This window comes from Marinobacter gudaonensis, from assembly GCF_900115175.1.
Taxonomy (GTDB): domain Bacteria; phylum Pseudomonadota; class Gammaproteobacteria; order Pseudomonadales; family Oleiphilaceae; genus Marinobacter; species Marinobacter gudaonensis.
In genome coordinates this window covers 750,567-767,777 of record NZ_FOYV01000001.1, presented here as the reverse complement: position 1 = coordinate 767,777, position 17,211 = coordinate 750,567, and the positions used below count along the sequence as shown (strand labels likewise).

The 17,211-nt window shown below is 58.2% G+C and carries 13 protein-coding genes; 10 read left to right on the top strand and 3 right to left on the bottom strand.

Features of this window, described 5'->3' with window-relative positions; translation table 11 throughout:
- Window positions 1-143: 143 nt before the first annotated feature.
- A complete protein-coding gene (gene glpD / locus BM344_RS03485) occupies window positions 144-1,673 on the bottom strand; it encodes a glycerol-3-phosphate dehydrogenase (protein WP_091986102.1) in 1,530 nt (509 codons plus the stop codon).
- 194 nt (window positions 1,674-1,867) lie between these two features.
- Window positions 1,868-2,626 carry a DeoR/GlpR family transcriptional regulator gene (locus tag BM344_RS03480; protein ID WP_091986100.1) on the bottom strand — a complete coding sequence of 253 codons (759 nt, stop codon included), beginning with the start codon at window positions 2,624-2,626 and terminating at the stop codon, window positions 1,868-1,870.
- A 205-nt stretch (window positions 2,627-2,831) separates the two neighbouring features.
- On the opposite strand from BM344_RS03480, the gene glpK reads away from it, so the two are divergent.
- Complete coding sequence (glpK, locus tag BM344_RS03475; protein WP_091986098.1) at window positions 2,832-4,304, top strand: glycerol kinase GlpK; 1,473 nt, start codon at window positions 2,832-2,834, stop codon at window positions 4,302-4,304.
- A gap of 38 nt (window positions 4,305-4,342) precedes the next feature.
- On the opposite strand, the gene BM344_RS03470 is transcribed toward glpK, so the two are convergent.
- A complete protein-coding gene (locus BM344_RS03470; protein WP_091986095.1) occupies window positions 4,343-6,220 on the bottom strand; it encodes a sigma-54-dependent Fis family transcriptional regulator in 1,878 nt (625 codons plus the stop codon).
- Between the two features lie 332 nt (window positions 6,221-6,552).
- On the opposite strand from BM344_RS03470, the gene BM344_RS03465 reads away from it, so the two are divergent.
- From BM344_RS03465 to tpiA, 9 genes are all read left to right on the top strand, one after another.
- Window positions 6,553-7,647, top strand: coding sequence for an ABC transporter ATP-binding protein (locus tag BM344_RS03465; protein WP_091986093.1), 1,095 nt, complete (start codon window positions 6,553-6,555; stop codon window positions 7,645-7,647).
- Complete coding sequence (locus BM344_RS03460; protein ID WP_091986090.1) at window positions 7,647-8,747, top strand: ABC transporter ATP-binding protein; 1,101 nt, start codon at window positions 7,647-7,649, stop codon at window positions 8,745-8,747. The genes BM344_RS03465 and BM344_RS03460 overlap by 1 nt, the downstream gene beginning before the upstream one ends.
- On the top strand, window positions 8,747-9,613 hold the full coding sequence (locus tag BM344_RS03455; protein ID WP_091986089.1) for a carbohydrate ABC transporter permease: 867 nt from the start codon (window positions 8,747-8,749) through the stop codon (window positions 9,611-9,613). The genes BM344_RS03460 and BM344_RS03455 overlap by 1 nt, the downstream gene beginning before the upstream one ends.
- 10 nt (window positions 9,614-9,623) lie before the next feature.
- Window positions 9,624-10,430 carry a carbohydrate ABC transporter permease gene (locus tag BM344_RS03450; RefSeq protein ID WP_091986086.1) on the top strand — a complete coding sequence of 269 codons (807 nt, stop codon included), beginning with the start codon at window positions 9,624-9,626 and terminating at the stop codon, window positions 10,428-10,430.
- 12 nt (window positions 10,431-10,442) lie between these two features.
- Entirely contained in the window at window positions 10,443-10,718 is a 276-nt protein-coding gene (locus BM344_RS03445; RefSeq protein WP_091986084.1) for a DUF2160 domain-containing protein, read from the top strand.
- Between the two features lie 224 nt (window positions 10,719-10,942).
- A complete protein-coding gene (locus tag BM344_RS03440; protein ID WP_091986083.1) occupies window positions 10,943-12,685 on the top strand; it encodes an ABC transporter substrate-binding protein in 1,743 nt (580 codons plus the stop codon).
- A gap of 211 nt (window positions 12,686-12,896) precedes the next feature.
- On the top strand, window positions 12,897-14,888 hold the full coding sequence (locus BM344_RS03435) for a methyl-accepting chemotaxis protein (RefSeq protein ID WP_091986081.1): 1,992 nt from the start codon (window positions 12,897-12,899) through the stop codon (window positions 14,886-14,888).
- Window positions 14,889-15,052: 164 nt separating this feature from the next.
- On the top strand, window positions 15,053-16,354 hold the full coding sequence (gene eno / locus BM344_RS03430; protein WP_091986078.1) for a phosphopyruvate hydratase: 1,302 nt from the start codon (window positions 15,053-15,055) through the stop codon (window positions 16,352-16,354).
- Window positions 16,355-16,376: 22 nt separating this feature from the next.
- Window positions 16,377-17,183 carry a triose-phosphate isomerase gene (tpiA, locus tag BM344_RS03425; RefSeq protein WP_091986076.1) on the top strand — a complete coding sequence of 269 codons (807 nt, stop codon included), beginning with the start codon at window positions 16,377-16,379 and terminating at the stop codon, window positions 17,181-17,183.
- Window positions 17,184-17,211 lie beyond the last annotated feature (28 nt).

The following is a 17,211-nucleotide window of genomic DNA, read 5'->3' as shown; positions in this document are numbered from 1 at the left end:
AGCGTACAGGGATGTATTTACAGCGTGTTTTGGGAGGGGCCTCCGCCTGCCTGACTTCTCCAAGGCCTGGAATCCAGGGTGATATACCGAAAAAAGCTCCGGGCGGAGATCATCCGGCCGGAGCAAAGATGCCTGAGAGAGCATCAGGCGCTGTGGTGGAGAGCGGTTCTGTGAGTCTGGGGCGTGACCGTTTTCATCAGGTAACGGTCGAGGGCTTCGACATCGGACTCCGAGGCGTACAAGCCCTGTTTGGTCCGGCGCCAGAGAATATCCTCGGAGGTCATGGCCCATTCGTTGCGTACCAGGTAGTCAACCTCCCGTTCATAGAGTGTGCCAGCGAAGTGCATACCCAGGTCTTCCATGGCGTTGCAATCCCTTAGGAGATCGTAGCTGCTGGTGCCGTAGGTGCGAACGTAGCGTTCAATCACCTTCTGATCCAGCCAGGGAAAATCTCGCTTCAGAGTAGCCTCTAGTGCCTCGTGGTTGGAGAAATCGCCACCGGGCAGCACGCCGGTCTTGGTCCAGCGCCCACCGGCTTCCGGGAAGAACTGGCACAGTTTGTCGGTGGCGGCCTCGGCCAGTTTGCGATAGGTCGTGATCTTGCCGCCGAATACCGAAATCAGCGGCGCCTTGCCTTTCTCGCTGTTCACCTCGAAGGAGTAGTCCCTCGAGGCCTTCTGGGCATTTTCTTCCTCGTCATCCATAAGGGGGCGGACCCCGCTGTAGGACCAGACCACATCCGACGGCGCCAGTTGGCGCTTGAAGTGGGAGTTCACGATGTTCAGCAGGTAATCCGTTTCCTCGGGGGAGATTTTCGCCTTTTTCGGATCACCCTCGTAATCCACGTCTGTGGTGCCCACGAGGGAGAACTCGTCCTCGTAAGGAATTACGAACACAATCCGCTCATCCTCGTTCTGCAGGATGTAGGCCTCATCGCCCTTGTTCAGTCGTGGCACCACAATGTGGCTGCCCTTGACCATGCGGATCATCTTGGGCGCCGGCATGGACAGAGTCTCGCCGAACAGTTTGCTGACCCAGGGGCCCGAGGCATTGACGATTGCCTTGGCCGTAACAGTGGTCTCGCGCTCGCCGGTCATGTCACGCAGGGTGATCTTCCAGTGTTTGTTGCCCTGTTCCGCCTTGACGCACTTGGTGCGGGTGCGGATCTGCGCGCCGAACTGTTGTGCCTTTTTCGCGGTCAACACCACCAGCCTGGCGTCATCTACCCAGCCATCCGAGTATTCGAAGCCTTTGGTGATATCCGGTTTCAGGGGGTCCGAGCTGTCGAAACGGATCGAACGGGAGCCCGGGAGAATTTCTCGCTTGGCCAGATGATCGTAAAGGAACAGGCCGGTGCGGATCATCCAGGCAGGGCGCAAGTGAGGGCGGTGGGGCAGGCGGAAGCGCATGGGCCACATGATGTGCGGAGAGTTCCGCAACAATGATTCCCGCTCGGCCAGGGCTTCCCGTACCAGGCGGAATTCGTAGTGCTCCAGGTACCGCAGGCCGCCGTGAATCAGCTTGCTGCTGCTCGATGAGGTAGCCGATGCGAGGTCGTTCATTTCGCACAGGAGGACTTTCAGTCCCCGTCCTGCTGCATCCATCGCAATGCCGGTGCCGTTGACTCCACCGCCAACGACAACAACGTCAAACTGGTCGTGCTCCATAGTCATTGTTGGTCATCTCCTGACGACAATTTGGATAAGACGCATGGTTCTTTCGCGCGCGTCTAGAAGTTCTTAACGCGGTCTGTCTATCATTATGCGAAAGGCACGGATATTCGTAAAGGAAAAATTAGAAAAAAAGCGAAAATATGTAGGCGGTCACATTTTCGAAAAGGGAGGAAGTCGAAAAAAACGCTGTCAGATCAGACGAGGTGCAGCTGAACGTTGTGTTCGGTAAGGAGTTGGCGAATTTCCACCGGAGGCTGCTGGTCGGTAAACACGTGGTCGGCCTGGGTGATGCTGCCCAGCCGGACCATGGCGTTGCGGCCGAATTTGGAGTGGTCGGCGGCGAGCAGCACCTGCTGGGAGTTGGCGATGATGGCCTGCGCGACCCGCACTTCACGGTAGTCGAAGTCCAGCAGCGAGCCGTCGTTGTGGATACCGCTAATGCCGATGATGCCAAAGTCCATTTTGAACTGGTTGATGAAATCCCGGGTAGCTTCGCCAACGATACCGCCGTCCCGGTTGCGCACCTCCCCGCCGGCGATGATCACATGGAAGTCTTCCTTGGCGGAGAGTATGGAGGCAACGTGCAGGTTGTTGGTAACCACCTGCAGATTGTTCTTTTCCAGTAACGCCTTGGCGATGGTTTCGGTGGTGGTGCCGATGTTGATGAACATGGAGGAGTTATCGGGGATCATCTCTACCAGAGCTTCGGCAATGCGTTCCTTGGCCTCCAGGTCCATGATCTTGCGCGCCTGGTAGGCGGTATTGACCGTGCTGGAGTCAATGCCCGCGCCGCCATGGTGCCGGCGGAGTTTTTTCTGTTTGGCCAGCTCGTTGAGGTCTCTTCGGATCGTCTGCGGCGTGACTTTGAACTGGTCCACCAGCTGTTCTGTGGTCACAAATCCATTCTGCTGGATCAGCTCCATGATCAGATCCTGTCGACGACGCTGTGCCATTCAAACCCCCTGTGCTTGAGTGATCGTTCTCATTCGAAATGCTGCATTGGCGAAAATATTCTGAAGTTTAGTTGTTTTCAGCGGCTTATGCAGCTCTTTTGGTGCGCCTCTGCCCTTCGATGCGCGATTATCGTGAAAATGACTTGGCTTTGATGTTCAAAAAAGTAAAAATGCGAAAAAATAAGAAAGCGAGGTCGAACCAACCATGAGCCAATACATACTTTCCATCGATCAGGGCACCACCAGTTCCCGCGCCATCCTCTTTGACCTGCAGGGCAACATACACGCCACCCGTCAGCAGGAATTCCCCCAGCAGTTCCCCGCCAGTGGCTGGGTGGAGCACGACCCGGAGGCTATCTGGTCCTCGGTAACGCAGACCTGCGATGCGGTGATGTCCGAAGAGTGCGGGGAGCGGGGTGAGGTGGTCGCTGTGGGCATTACCAACCAGCGCGAAACCACCCTGGTCTGGGACCGCAAGACCGGCGAGCCGGTTTACAACGCCATAGTTTGGCAGGATCGCCGTACCGCCTCCTACTGTGAATCACTCAAGGCCGAGGGCCTGGAATCCTGGGTCAACGGGAAAACCGGCCTGCTGATCGATCCCTATTTCTCCGCGACCAAGATCCGCTGGATCCTGGACAATGTCGCGGGCGTGCGCGAACGTGCTGAACGCGGTGAGCTGGCTTTTGGAACTGTCGACAGCTTCCTGCTATGGCGACTGACCGGAGGACGGGAGCACCGCACCGATGCCACAAACGCCAGTCGTACCCTGCTGTTCAATATCCATTCCCAGAAATGGGACCCCGAGTTGCTGGAGCTGTTCGGAATTCCGGAGTCCCTGCTGCCTGAGGTTATGGACTCGGCAGACGACTTTGGTCAGATCACCCACGGCGGCGCTCTCAACGGCACCTCCGTGCTGGGCATTGCCGGCGATCAGCAGGCTGCGCTGTTCGGCCAGACTTGTTTCGGGATCGGCATGGCAAAGAGCACCTACGGTACCGGCTGTTTCCTCATGCTCAATACCGGCGACAAAGCCCTGCAGTCCAAACACCGGCTACTGACCACCGTGGCCTATCGGGTGAATGGCAAGCCCACCTACGCCCTGGAAGGCAGTATTTTCATTGCCGGTGCCACCATTCAGTGGTTGCGAGATGGCCTTCAGCTCATCCGGGACGCCTGTGAGACCGAGCCGCTGGCCGAGGGTACGCCGGTGGATCACGGTGTCTACCTGGTGCCGGCGTTTACCGGCCTGGGCGCGCCCTATTGGGACCCCAATGCACGTGGCGCCATCTTCGGTCTCACGAGGGATACCGGTATCAAAGAGATCGTGACGGCTGGTTTGCAGTCAGTATGCTACCAGACCAAGGATCTGCAGAAGGCCATGGAGAAGGACGGCATTCGTCCCGTTACCCTCAGGGTTGATGGGGGCATGGTGGCCAATAACTGGGTACTGCAGTTCCTGGCCGACATCCTGGGAGCGCGGGTGGACCGGCCTTCGCTGGTGGAGACTACCGCGCTTGGTGCCGCCTATCTGGCCGGCCTGAAAGCCGGTGTCTACAGCTCTCTGGAACAACTCTCCGACCTGTGGCGCTGCAATCGTAGCTTTGAGCCGGTGATGTCCAAGGAGCACCGGGACAGCCTGTACGAGGGCTGGATTCAGGCAGTTCAGAAACTGTAAGGACTGGCTGCGTTCATCCCGCGCTGCGGGAACCGGGGTCAGCGAACGCCCAGTTCCCGCAGGCGCTTGTAAAGAGTGTTTCGACTGATGGCCAGTTCTCGGGCCGCCTGCGAGATGTTGCCCGTGCACTTGTGGTAAACCTGAAGAGTTCGCGCCAGCGGGTCTGCTGACTGCGTGCCGTTCGCAGGATCCACGGTATCGGGGGCGGGTTCCGGCGTATCTTCAACAGCACTGGCTTCAAACTCGGCCAGGAAATCTTCCGGCAGGTGCCAGATCTGTATGTCCTCTCCGTCTGCGATCGCGATTGCAACCCGCAGAACATTCACCAGTTGCCGGATGTTGCCTGGCCAGGGGTGATTCTCGAGAGCGGAGAGTACGCGGGGCGACAAGGCATCGCTCTGGCCAGGATCCCGGTGCCGATCGTAGATGGCCTGAATCAACTGACGTCGGTCGGCCCGGTGCCGGAGAGCGGGGAGTTCCACGCACAGGCCGTTGATCCGGTAATACAGATCGGCCCGGAATTCTCCATGGTCGATGCGGGTGGCAAGCGGGCGGTTGGTCGCGGTGACCAGCAGAATGTCCACCGGGACGCTCTCGGTGGAGCCAACGGGAGTCACCACTCTTTCCTGCAGCACCCGCAGCAGTCGGGACTGTGCCGATAGCGGCATTTCGCCGATCTCGTCCAGAAACAGAATGCCCTTGTGGGCTTTGCGGATAAAGCCGACGGAACCTTGGGCCCGGGCGCCGGTGAAGGCGCCGGCTTCGTACCCGAACAACTCCGATTCCACCAGCTCCGGCGGTATCGCCGCACAGTTCACGGCCACCAGGGGCTGGTCCCTGCGCTGTGAGGCACGGTGCAGAGCCTTCACCAGTACTTCCTTGCCGACGCCGGTCTCTCCGGTAATCAGCACCGGAACCCCCCGCTGCAGAACCTTAAGGCTTTGGCTGGCACAGCGTTTAACCGCTGAATCCCCGTATTCCAGTCGCGTGATGTCTAGCGGCTGGCTGGCGGGCTGATCTGTCGGCAGCGGCGCCGGAGCGCCCTGGGGTTTGGTGCCGGGCACGTTGGCGGGTCGCCGGACCCGGGCGTACAGCCTGACCCTGCTGCGGGTAGTCAGCTGCAGGGGTTCGGTGTCCGGATGCCCAAGAATGTGGTTGCGGTGTGTCGTGAACAACTCATCAAGCCGGCTATTGGCGGTCGCGGTTGCAAGCAGCTGGTCCGCCCGCTGATTGCTGGCAATCACATAGCCGGCATCGTCGCAAACGAGAATTCCCGACCAGGGGCTATCGAAGTTGTCCGCTGTTGTGTTGAGCGTAATCTGGAAATGGTCCGTTCCGAACTGGCGACTGATCAGTCGGTTTTCCACCGACTGCGAAAGCAGCCGGACCATGCCCAGGGTGTGGGCCTGTGGCAGATAGGCGTCACTGAACACGCTCAGCACGCCGGCAATCTGTTTGTGGGCGTCAAAAATCGGGGCGGCGGACCCAATGATACTGCGATTGGATTTCAGAAAGTGTTCGTTGCGCTGGATCTGTACGGGGGCGCTGATGGCAATGGCGGTGCCGATGGCGTTGGTGCCGCAATTCTGTTCCTGCCAGTTCGCGCCCGGCCGGAACCAGGGTTTCAGTCGCGCCTCGGTAATGCGCTCATCGCCCCAGCTGTTCAGCACCGTGGCGTGCTGATCTGCCAGCAATATCAGGCAGCGGCTGTTGGACAGAACGTTCCGGTAGTAAGGCAGCACTTCGGCCTCGGTCACCGAGAGCAGTTCCTCGTATTTTCGTGTGATTTCCTCTAGACGGACCGGTTCCGGGCAGAGTGGGGTGGGCTCGTGATCCTGGTCGAGCCCCCAGGCAATGCAGCGATTCCAGGAATTGGCGATAACGTCGCGATCGTCCGAATATTCGTTTCTATCCATTAGCAAACACTCGACTGTTCGTTTGTTGTTCTGGGGAACGTCCCTGTGAAAAAACAGGCCCAACCGCTCTGGATTGTTGCTCAATGATCTGTGCAATTGGTGTTCACGTCAATGTTCAATTTGAACAAAGTATTGCTAAACGAACATTTTAATTTTCGAATAAGAAATAATCCGTTTCGGAAAAAAGTATATATTTCAGTATTATAGGTAAGAGTACCTATGTCAGGTGTGGATCTGGTACGGGCTTTGCGTACAAAGATTCGAAATCGAATTTCCAGGGCCCCATTGAGTGGGCCCGGAGTGCGTTTCCACAAGAACAAAAAGGAAAACCTATGTCCTTAACACTGGAAAACATTTCCCGTGCTGTCGACGGTGTCGACTATATACGGGATGCCAGCCTCACCTTCGAGGCAGGTTCCTTTAATGTTCTGCTCGGCCGGACACTGGCCGGAAAAACTTCACTGATGCGTCTGATGGCCGGTCTGGACAAGCCTGACACCGGTCGGCTGATCTACAACGGAACAGACGTAACAGGGCAGAGCGTTCAGGACCGCAATATCTCGATGATCTACCAGCAGTTCATCAATTATCCCAATCTCACGGTGTACGAGAACATCGCCTCGCCGCTGCGTCTGGCAAAGATGGCGGAATCCGAGATCGATCGGCGGGTCAAGGAAACGGCCGCCATGCTCCGGATCGACCCGCTGCTCAAACGTTACCCGCTGGAACTGTCCGGCGGCCAGCAACAGCGCACGGCCATGGCTCGGGCCCTGGTGAAAGACGCCACCCTGGTTCTGTTCGACGAGCCCCTGGTGAACCTGGACTACAAGCTCCGGGAAGAATTGCGGGCCGAACTGCGGGATCTGTTCCGGGAGCGCCAGTGCATTGCGGTGTATGCGACCACGGAAGCGAATGAAGCGCTGGCCCTGGGTGGTACCACCACGCTCCTGCACGAGGGTGGAGTGGTACAGACCGGGCCGGTCATGGACGTTTACCGCGCGCCTGTGAACACACTCGCTGCGCAGTTGTTCAGTGAACCGCCCATGAACATGATCCGCGGTCGGGTTTCAGAAACCGAAGTGACTTTCGACGAGTATTCCCATCACGCTCTTACCAAGGAACTGTCGAAGCTCACCCCGGGTGATTACTGGTTCGGTATCCGTCCCAGCCACATTGGCCTGGTGCCCACCGGGGACGACGATCTGGAAATGTCCATGGAGGTGGAGCTGAGTGATATCAGTGGCTCGGAAACCTTCATGCACGTGGAGAACAGCCATTTCGAGATGGTGCTCCAGCTCATGGGCGTGCACCAGTATCACACGGGCGCTCCCATCAAGGTGTACCTGCCCATCAACAAGCTGTTTGTGTTTGATAGCAACGAGCAACTGGTGCACACGCCGGCCCGGGTTGCAGGAGGATCTCAGTAATGGCTGAAATTCAGTTGAAATCACTTGCCCACAGCTATGTGAGCGCGCCAACGGGACCTGACGATTACGCCATCCGTCAACTGGACCATGTCTGGCACAAGGGCGGCGCCTACGCCCTTCTCGGGCCCTCCGGCTGCGGTAAAAGCACCATGCTGAACATCATTTCCGGTCTGGTTCAGCCCTCGGAGGGGGATGTCCTGTTCGACGGCAAACGCGTGAATGAGCTGTCGCCCCGGGACCGCAACATCGCTCAGGTGTTCCAGTTCCCGGTTATCTACGACTCCATGACGGTCTTCGATAACCTCGCGTTTCCTCTGAAGAACAACAAGATACCGGCGTCCAAGATCAAGGCTCGAGTGCACGAGATCGCCGAGGTTCTGGAAATCGAGGACAAGCTCTACAAGAAAGCCAAGAACCTCACCGCTGACGAAAAGCAAAAGGTGTCGATGGGACGGGGTCTGGTGCGAGAGGACGTGTCGGCCATCCTGTTCGACGAGCCGCTTACGGTCATCGATCCGCAGCTGAAGTGGAAGCTGCGGCGCAAGCTTAAGCAGATTCACGAACAGTTCGACATCACCATGGTGTACGTGACCCACGACCAGCTGGAGGCGTCCACCTTCGCAGACAAGATTGCGGTGATGTACGGCGGCCAGATTGTTCAGTTTGGCACGCCCACAGAGCTGTTCGAACGGCCGAACCACACCTTTGTCGGCTTTTTCATCGGCAGTCCGGGCATGAACCTCATTGAGGTCCAGCGCTGCCCTCGCGGAGTCTGCTTCGGCAGCATCGTGGTGCCCCTGGACAGCTGGAAGGTGGAAGCGCTCCAGCGCCTGAAGTCCGGCAATATCAAGATCGGTATCCGCCCGGAGTTTGTGGAAATCTCGGCGCAGCCCTCCGATGAAACCTTCGAAGCCGAAGTCCGGGATGTTGAAGACCTGGGCACCTACAAGATCGTGACTGTTCAACTGGGACCGGAGATCCTGAAAGTCCGCCAGAACGAGGATTTCTCGGCCGACATCGGCTCCCGGGTGCATCTGTCATTCCCAAGTCAGTGGCTGATGCTTTACGTGGACGAGTTTCTGATCAAGGAGCAAGAATAATGACCAAGACTCCCAATAACCGTGCCTGGTGGCTGGTACTGCCGGTCTTCGTGCTGGTGGCCTTTTCGGCCCTTATCCCCCTGATGACTGTTGTGAACTATTCGGTGCAGGACATCTTCGGGCCCGGCAGTGCCTACTATGTGGGCACGGAGTGGTTCGAGATCATTCTCCATGACGAGCGACTGCAGGAGTCGCTGATCCGGCAGTTCATTTTCTCCGGTGCGGTTCTGCTGATCCAGATCCCGCTTGGCATTGGTGTTGCGCTGATGATGCCCAAGTCCGGCATCAAGGCGTCCCTGGCGCTGATCCTGCTGGCGATTCCGCTGCTGATTCCCTGGAACGTGGTGGGCACCATCTGGCAGATCTTCGGTCGTGGCGACATTGGCCTGTTCGGTTGGGCCCTGAATTCACTGGGTTTTGACTACAACTACACCGGGGACACCCTCGATGCGTGGCTAACGGTGTTGCTGATGGATGTCTGGCACTGGACCCCGCTGGTGGCGTTGCTCTGTTACTCCGGGCTTCGGGCCATTCCGGAGGCGTTCTACCAGGCTGCGGAGATAGACCGCGCCTCCCGGTGGGCGGTGTTCCGTTACATCCAGCTCCCCCGCCTCAAGAACGTGCTGATCATCGCCGTGCTGTTGCGGTTCATGGACAGTTTCATGATCTACACCGAGCCCTTTGTGCTGACCGGGGGCGGTCCGGGCAGCTCTACCACCTTTTTGAGCCAGACCCTGACCACCATGGCCATAGGCCAGTTCGACCTGGGGCGTGCGGCCGCGTTTTCACTGATCTACTTCCTGATTGTGCTGCTGATCTCATGGCTGTTCTTTACCGCCATCACTGCCGCCGATAAAGAAAAATAAGGAGACTGTGATGAAACAGACACGATCCAAGAACCTGGGAATCACGATTTTTATCGTGCTCCTGCTGACCCCGATCTACTGGCTTCTGAACATGTCGTTCAAAACCAACCAGGAGATCCTGAGCGGCCTGACTCTGTGGCCGGAAAAGTTCACCTTCGACAACTATGCGGTCATCTTCACCGACCCGAGCTGGTACAACGGCTACATCAACTCGATGATCTACGTGTCCATGAACGTGGTGATTACCCTGTTGGTGGCTTTGCCGGCTGCCTACGCCTTCAGCCGGTACAAGTTCATTGGCGACAAGCACCTGTTCTTCTGGCTGCTGAGTAACCGTATGGCACCGCCGGCGGTGTTCCTGCTGCCATTCTTCCAGCTGTATTCGTCCATCGGCCTGTTTGACACCCACATTGCGGTGGCCCTGGCGCACTGTCTGTTCAACGTGCCTCTGGCGGTGTGGATCCTGGAAGGGTTTATGTCCGGTGTGCCTCGCGAATACGATGAGATGGCCTACATTGATGGTTACAGCTTCCCGCGCTTTTTCGTGAAGATTTTCCTGCCGATGATCCGGTCCGGCATCGGGGTGACGGCCTTCTTTGCCTTCATGTTCTCCTGGGTCGAACTTCTGCTGGCGCGCACCCTGACGTCGGTGGACGCCCAGCCCATTGGAGCGATCATGACCCGAACCGTCGGGGCCAGTGGAATAGACTGGGGCGTACTGGCTGCGGCCGGCGTACTGACTATTATTCCCGGCATTCTGGTGATCTGGTTCGTCCGCAACCATGTTGCCACCGGCTTCGCCCTCGGACGCGTATAAAGGAGAAACAACATGCTTGCGTGGATGAACTGGACACCGACGGTGGCGATTTTCTTCGCCGTTATCGCAACCATTCTTGCGATCATGACCGTTTACGAAATTGTGTCGCCCTGTGTGGAGCGTAAAGGCTTCCTGCCCATATCGACCACACGTGGCGATCGCCTGTTTATCGGCCTGTTGTCGGCCGCTTATATCCACCTGACCTTCCTGGCGGTCACTGATGTCACGCTCTGGATTGCCCTGGCCGTCTCGGTGGTCTGGCTGCTCGTGCTGCTTCGGTGGGGGTGATTGGAAAGGGCGGCCGGAGGTTGTGTTAAATCGAACATCCGGCCGCAAAAAAACCGATAAAATTGCTTGTAATGATTTCGAAAACGAACTATTTTTTAGTGAATGATCGGAATCGATCATTGATCGGTTCCGGACTCAACGGATAGCGACCCGAAAGCGCTATGAAACCGGAACGGAACACCCGGTGATTCGTTCCACTCAAAACAAGACGAACGAGGTTGGATATGTTCAAGAACAATAAATATCCCCAAACCCTGTTTCTGAGCGCCGCGATCGGTGCGGCGGGACTGGGTTTGAGCCTGCAGGTCAGCGCGGATCAGTATACTGAGGCGGCTGAAAAGTGGGTGAATCAGGAGTTCAAGCGGTCAACCCTGACCAAAGAACAGCAGATGGAGGAAATGAAGTGGTTTATCGAAGCGGCGAAAGAGTTTCGCGGCATGGATATCAACGTCGTTTCTGAAACCATTGCCACCCACGAGTACGAATCCAACGTTCTCGCCAAAGCGTTCTCCGAGATCACGGGTATCAACCTGACCCACACGCTGATCCAGGAAGGCGACGTGATCGAGAAGCTGCAGACCCAGATGCAGTCAGGCCGGAATATCTACGACGGCTGGGTGAACGACTCTGATCTGATTGGTACCCACTTCCGGTACGGCAAGGTATTCCCGGTTGAGGACATCATGAAGGGCGAGGGCAAGGACCTCACGCTCCCGACCCTGGACCTGGACGATTTTATCGGTCTGGACTTTACCACTGGCCCGGACGGCAAGCTTTACCAGCTGCCGGATCAGCAGTTTGCCAACCTCTACTGGTTCCGCGCCGACTGGTTCGAGCGTGAGGACCTGAAAAAGCAGTTCAAGGACATCTACGGCTATGAGCTGGGTGTGCCGGTGAACTGGTCCGCGTACGAGGACATCGCCGAGTTCTTCTCCGTGCACGTGAAGGAAATCGATGGCAAGCGCGTCTACGGTCACATGGATTACGGCAAGAAAGATCCGTCCCTCGGTTGGCGTTTCACTGACGCCTGGTTCTCCATGGCCGGTGCCGGTGACAAAGGCCTGCCTAACGGTTTGCCGGTGGACGAGTGGGGCATTCGGGTTGAGGAATGTCATCCGGTCGGCGCCAGCGTCAGCCGGGGTGGTGCCACCAATGGTCCCGCCGCCGTGTATGCAACCACCAAATATGTTGACTGGCTGGAGCAGTACGCGCCGCCCGAAGCTCAGGGTATGACCTTCTCCGAGGCCGGCCCGGTACCCGCTCAAGGCAACATTGCCCAGCAGATCTTCTGGTACACCGCCTTTACTGCCAGCATGATCAAGGATGGGCTGCCGGTGGTGAACGAGGACGGCACACCCAAGTGGCGTATGGCTCCGTCTCCCCGTGGTCCCTACTGGGAAGAGGGCATGAAGCTGGGCTATCAGGATGTGGGTTCCTGGACCTTCATGAAGTCCACGCCGCAGAAGCGTCGTCTGGCTGCATGGCTGTATGCCCAGTTCACCGTGTCCAAGACGGTATCCCTGGAAAAGACCATCGCTGGCCTGACGCCGATTCGCGAGTCCGATATCGAATCTGAGGCGATGACTGAAATGGCGCCGAAACTCGGTGGTCTGGTTGAGTTTTACCGCAGCCCGGCCCGGGTCCAGTGGTCTCCGACAGGCACCAACGTGCCCGATTACCCCAAGCTGGCGCAGCTGTGGTGGCAGTATATCGCCCAGGCAGCCAGCGGCGAGGCAACCCCGCAGAAAGCCCTCGACGGTCTGGCGGAAGCACAGGACCGCGTGATGGAGCGCCTGCAGCGGGCCAATGTTCAGGAAACCTGTGGTCCCAAGCTGAACGAGCCGCGTGACCCACAGTACTGGCTGGACCAGCCGGGTGCACCCAAGCCCAAACTGGCCAACGAGAAGCCCCAGGGCAAGACCGTTGCCTATGACGAGCTGTTGAAAACCTGGGAGCAGGCCCGCTAAGGCGCTGTTTCCCTGAAGAGCAATGCCTGCCGTAACAGGACCCGTTGGTTACGGCAGGCAGAGCACCGTTGTCACGGTGGGTTTTGGCCGGTTGCTTATAGTTCCCCCCCTTTCAAGCATTTCAAGGAAGCCCCTCCCGGGGTGACCCTGCCGGCCCTTTTTCCGCCGTTTTCCCCGCTTCAGCGTCCCGCTGGCGGGAAGGGGTCTAACAATGACAAAAATTTCCGTGATCCACCGTTTGTATGCGGGCTTTGGCCTGCTGTGCCTGATCATTGTGTGCTGGGGTGCATTCAATATCGGCATCATGTCGTCCTTCTCGGAAACGACGGACAAACTCACATCGGATGTGTTCCCACTAAGCCGATTGATTCAGGAAATGGAGGCCCACCGGTCAGAGGCCGGCAAAATCGTCGTTGAAACTGCTTCTGCCGAAGACCAGTCCTCGCTGGAAGACAGATCCAGAAAGCTGACCGGTGCGCTCGACGCGCTGGAGAGGCGACTGTCCGAGTTTTCCGAAAATGAGGAAAGGCTGCAGTCCGCCAAGGTTCTTGCCCTGTCTGAACTCGCCGCCCTGAGATCCGCGTCGGAACAGCTGGTCTCACTGCGGGGGCAGGTACTGGCAGTTTCCGAGTCGGTAAACAGCGGCCTGAGCGAATTCCTGGCCAATAATGCGGAAATCAAGCGTTTGCTGGTAAGGGAAGGAACCGAACCGGCAGGGCGTGACATTTACATTCGAGATTTGTTCACAACCGTAATGGAAAACCTGGCGAACATCGAACTGCTCATCATGCAGATGGTGAGTACTGAAGATGCTCGCAAACTGGGCGCTATCGTTGAGAACCTGAGATTCAATACCCAGACCATCGAGCAGGATATTTCGGCACTGGTGGAAGAGGTTCCACGGCTGGAAGCGCTGCCGGCGTTGGTTCAGTCGTTCCTGTCTGCGGTCAACGACCAGAGCGGCATCATCAGCCAGTTCTCTGGCTATCGGCAGACTCGCCTTGAATTAGACCAGGCAGCCACGCAAGCGGAGGAGAGTCTGTCGAAACTGGCTTCGGTTCTCGATGACGCCGGGTTAAATGTTGCAGAACGCGCCAGTGCCTCGGTGTTCGCCCTCGATGAAACGGCCCGCAGCTCGGAGTCCATGGTGTACGGTTTGCTGCCGGCGGTTATGGTGCTCGCCGTCATCACCTCATTCCTGCTGGGTCGGATGATCAGTCGTCCACTTCAGGCCACTCAGGAACACCTGGCGGCCATGGCGAAGGGCGACTACTCGCGAACTCTGGACTTTCCGGCGCGCGGCGAGTTCATTCATCTTAAGGCATCGGTCAATCAGCTGTCTGAAGCGATGGCGACCGTGCTTGGCAGTCTTCAGCAGGCCGGATCGGACATCTCCATCATTGCCTCCGGCAATGCGCGTTTTGCCCGGGACTTCAACGAGCACATCCGCTCGCAGTCTGACGAGCTCGGTGCCATCGCCGCTGCCATGACCCAGATGGAGGCGTCTGCCCGGGAGGTGGCCGGCTCGGTGCGGGAAACCCACGGACTAGTGGGTGAGGTCAACGGGCAGGTAGCCGATAACCGGTCAGCGGCTGAGCGTGGCATGGACTGTGTCGCGGGTCTGGAAAACCAGGCCGAACAGACCGCCAGAAAGCTGCGCCAGCTTGAGCAGGCGTCGCTGGATATTGGCCGGATTACCCAGGCCATCGACGACATTGCCAACCAGACCAATCTGTTGGCGCTGAACGCGGCCATCGAATCGGCCCGCGCCGGAGAGGCCGGGCGGGGGTTTGCCGTGGTGGCCGATGAGGTGCGGGGGCTGGCACAGAAGACAACCGAAAGCACGGACACCATTCGAGGCCTGGTGGAGGATCTGCAGCGTGAAGCGTCGGAATCGGTGCAGTCGATGGACCACAGTGTGGAACAGTTGCGATCGGTCCGGGAAGTGATGGAGAGCGTGTCCGAAAACGCTGACCGTATTGGCGTGGCCATGGCCCGGATCCAACAGGGCGCGGAGCACATTCGCCATGGTATGGATGAGCAGGAAAGTGTCAGTCAGTCTGTGGCACAGCAGGTTGGTGACATCAGCAGCGAGGCGGCCCAGAGCCTGGAAAGTATCGATGAGCTGGTCACCACCTGCGATCGCCTGGAGGATTCGGTTACCAGTATTGAAACACTGATGGCCCGTTTCCGGATTCACTGAGCGTTAAACCGTCGCTAAGGATTGTTTGTTTGCATATAACAAACTGGTCTGAAGCGGCGGCTTTTTTGGGTTGATAATGTTCGTTTACGAATATTAATATCGATTTAAATGTTCGTAAAACAAATAACTAGTTCGAAAACAACAATGATGTAGCAGGAATAACTATGGAACGCATTCAATCAATCAGGGCCCGGGAAATTCTGGACTCCCGGGGATTCCCCACAGTGGAAGTGGACGTTGAACTGAGAAATGGCGTCCTGGGGCAGGGTCGTGTGCCCTCCGGTGCTTCCACCGGAACCCGGGAGGCCCTGGAGAAGCGTGACGGTGATGCCGGCCGCTACAACGGCAAGGGCGTCCTGCAGGCGGTGCAGGCCGTTAATGAGACGATTGCGCCGGCACTGACTGGCCGTGTGATTTTTGATCAGCTGGTCATGGATCGACTGATGTGCGAAATGGATGGCACCCCCAACAAGGCGCGATTCGGGGCAAACGCCATACTGGCAGTGTCGCTGGCCATTGCCAATGCCGGGGCGAATTACCGCCAGCAGCCGCTTTACCGTTACCTGGCAGAACTCTACGGCTGCAACGGGCCAAGCATTTTGCCGGTGCCCATGATGAACATCATCAATGGCGGCGCCCACGCCGATAACAATGTTGATATCCAGGAATTCATGATCCAGCCGGTGGGCGCGCCGAGTTACAGCGAAGCGCTCCGTATGGGCGTTGAGACCTTCCACGCCCTGAAATCCCTGCTTCGAAAGAACGGGTTGTCTACCGCGGTGGGCGACGAGGGCGGATTCGCACCGGATCTTCGCTCCAGCGAGGAGGCCCTCGACCTGATCCTGGCGGCCGTGGAAAAAGCCGGTTACCGGCCCGGCTCAGACGTGGTTCTGGCTCTGGACTGCGCGGCCTCGGAATTTTTCGAGAACGGCCATTACCATCTGAAGGGCGCGGGCCAGCAGTACACCTCCGAAGGCTTCTCGGATTATCTGTTGGACCTGGCCATGCGCTACCCCATTGCCTCCATTGAGGACGGTATGGATGAGAGCGACTGGGACGGCTGGAAGCTGCTGACAGAGAAACTCGGGGAGCGGGTGCAGCTGGTTGGCGACGACCTCTTCGTTACCAACACCGCCATTATTTCGGAAGGCATCCGCAAGGGCATCGCAAACTCCGTACTGATCAAATTCAACCAGATCGGCACCCTCACGGAAACCTTCGACGCCATCGGCATGGCCCAGGATGCCGGCTACACCACAGTGATCTCCCACCGCAGCGGGGAAACCGAGGATACCTTCATCTCCGACCTGGCGGTGGCCACGAGGTCCGGTCAGATCAAGACCGGCTCGCTGTGCCGATCCGACCGGGTGGCCAAGTACAACCGCCTGTTGCGCATCGAGCAGGACCTGGGCGCACACGCGTTCTACCCCGGCGTTGGTGCCATCCGCTGTGCCCTCGATACCTGATACCGCTTCCCGGAGAGATGTCATGAGAAAACCCATCCTGATTGGAAACTGGAAGATGAACGGCAGCCTGCAGGCGAACCAGGCACTGATGGTGCGGGTGCTGCCCCGGCTACGGATGTTCCGGAAATCGATTGATCTGGCCGTATGCCCGCCGTTTCCCTATCTTTTCCAGGTGCGGGATCTGTTGGGCTATACCGGCATCATGCTGGGTGCCCAGAATGCCTCCGCCTTTGTTTCGGGCGCCTATACCGGGGAGGTCAGCGCCACCATGCTCCAGGAAATGGGCTGTCGCTACGCACTGGTGGGACACTCTGAGCGTCGCGCCCTGTTTGGCGAAAGCAACCAGGAAGTGGCGGCCCGCTACCGTTCGGTGCAGTCGGTGGGACTGACTCCGGTACTCTGTGTTGGCGAAACCCTGGAGGAGCGTGAGTCCGACCAGACTGCGCTGGTCATTGAGCAGCAGTTGCAGGCGGTGATAGACGAAGTGGGTCTGACCGCCATGGCCAGCGGTATCGTGGCCTACGAGCCAGTATGGGCTATCGGCACCGGTCGCACCGCCACGCCGGAGCAGGTGTCGGCGGTTCACCAGCAAATCCGCCGGTTCTTCGCCAGGAGCGCGCCGGAAGCCGCGGAGGACATCAGCCAGACCGTCAGGATCATCTATGGGGGCAGTGTGAAGGCGGGCAACGCCTACGAGCTGTTCAGTCTGGCCGATGTGGATGGCGGGCTGATCGGCGGCGCGTCCCTGCACGCCGATGAGTTCGGAACCATTGCCGGAGCGCTCGCAGAAGCGTCCGGCATTCTTGAAGGGGAGTGTGAAACAGACTGACCGAATCGGCGGTCAGTCCTCAGGGAAC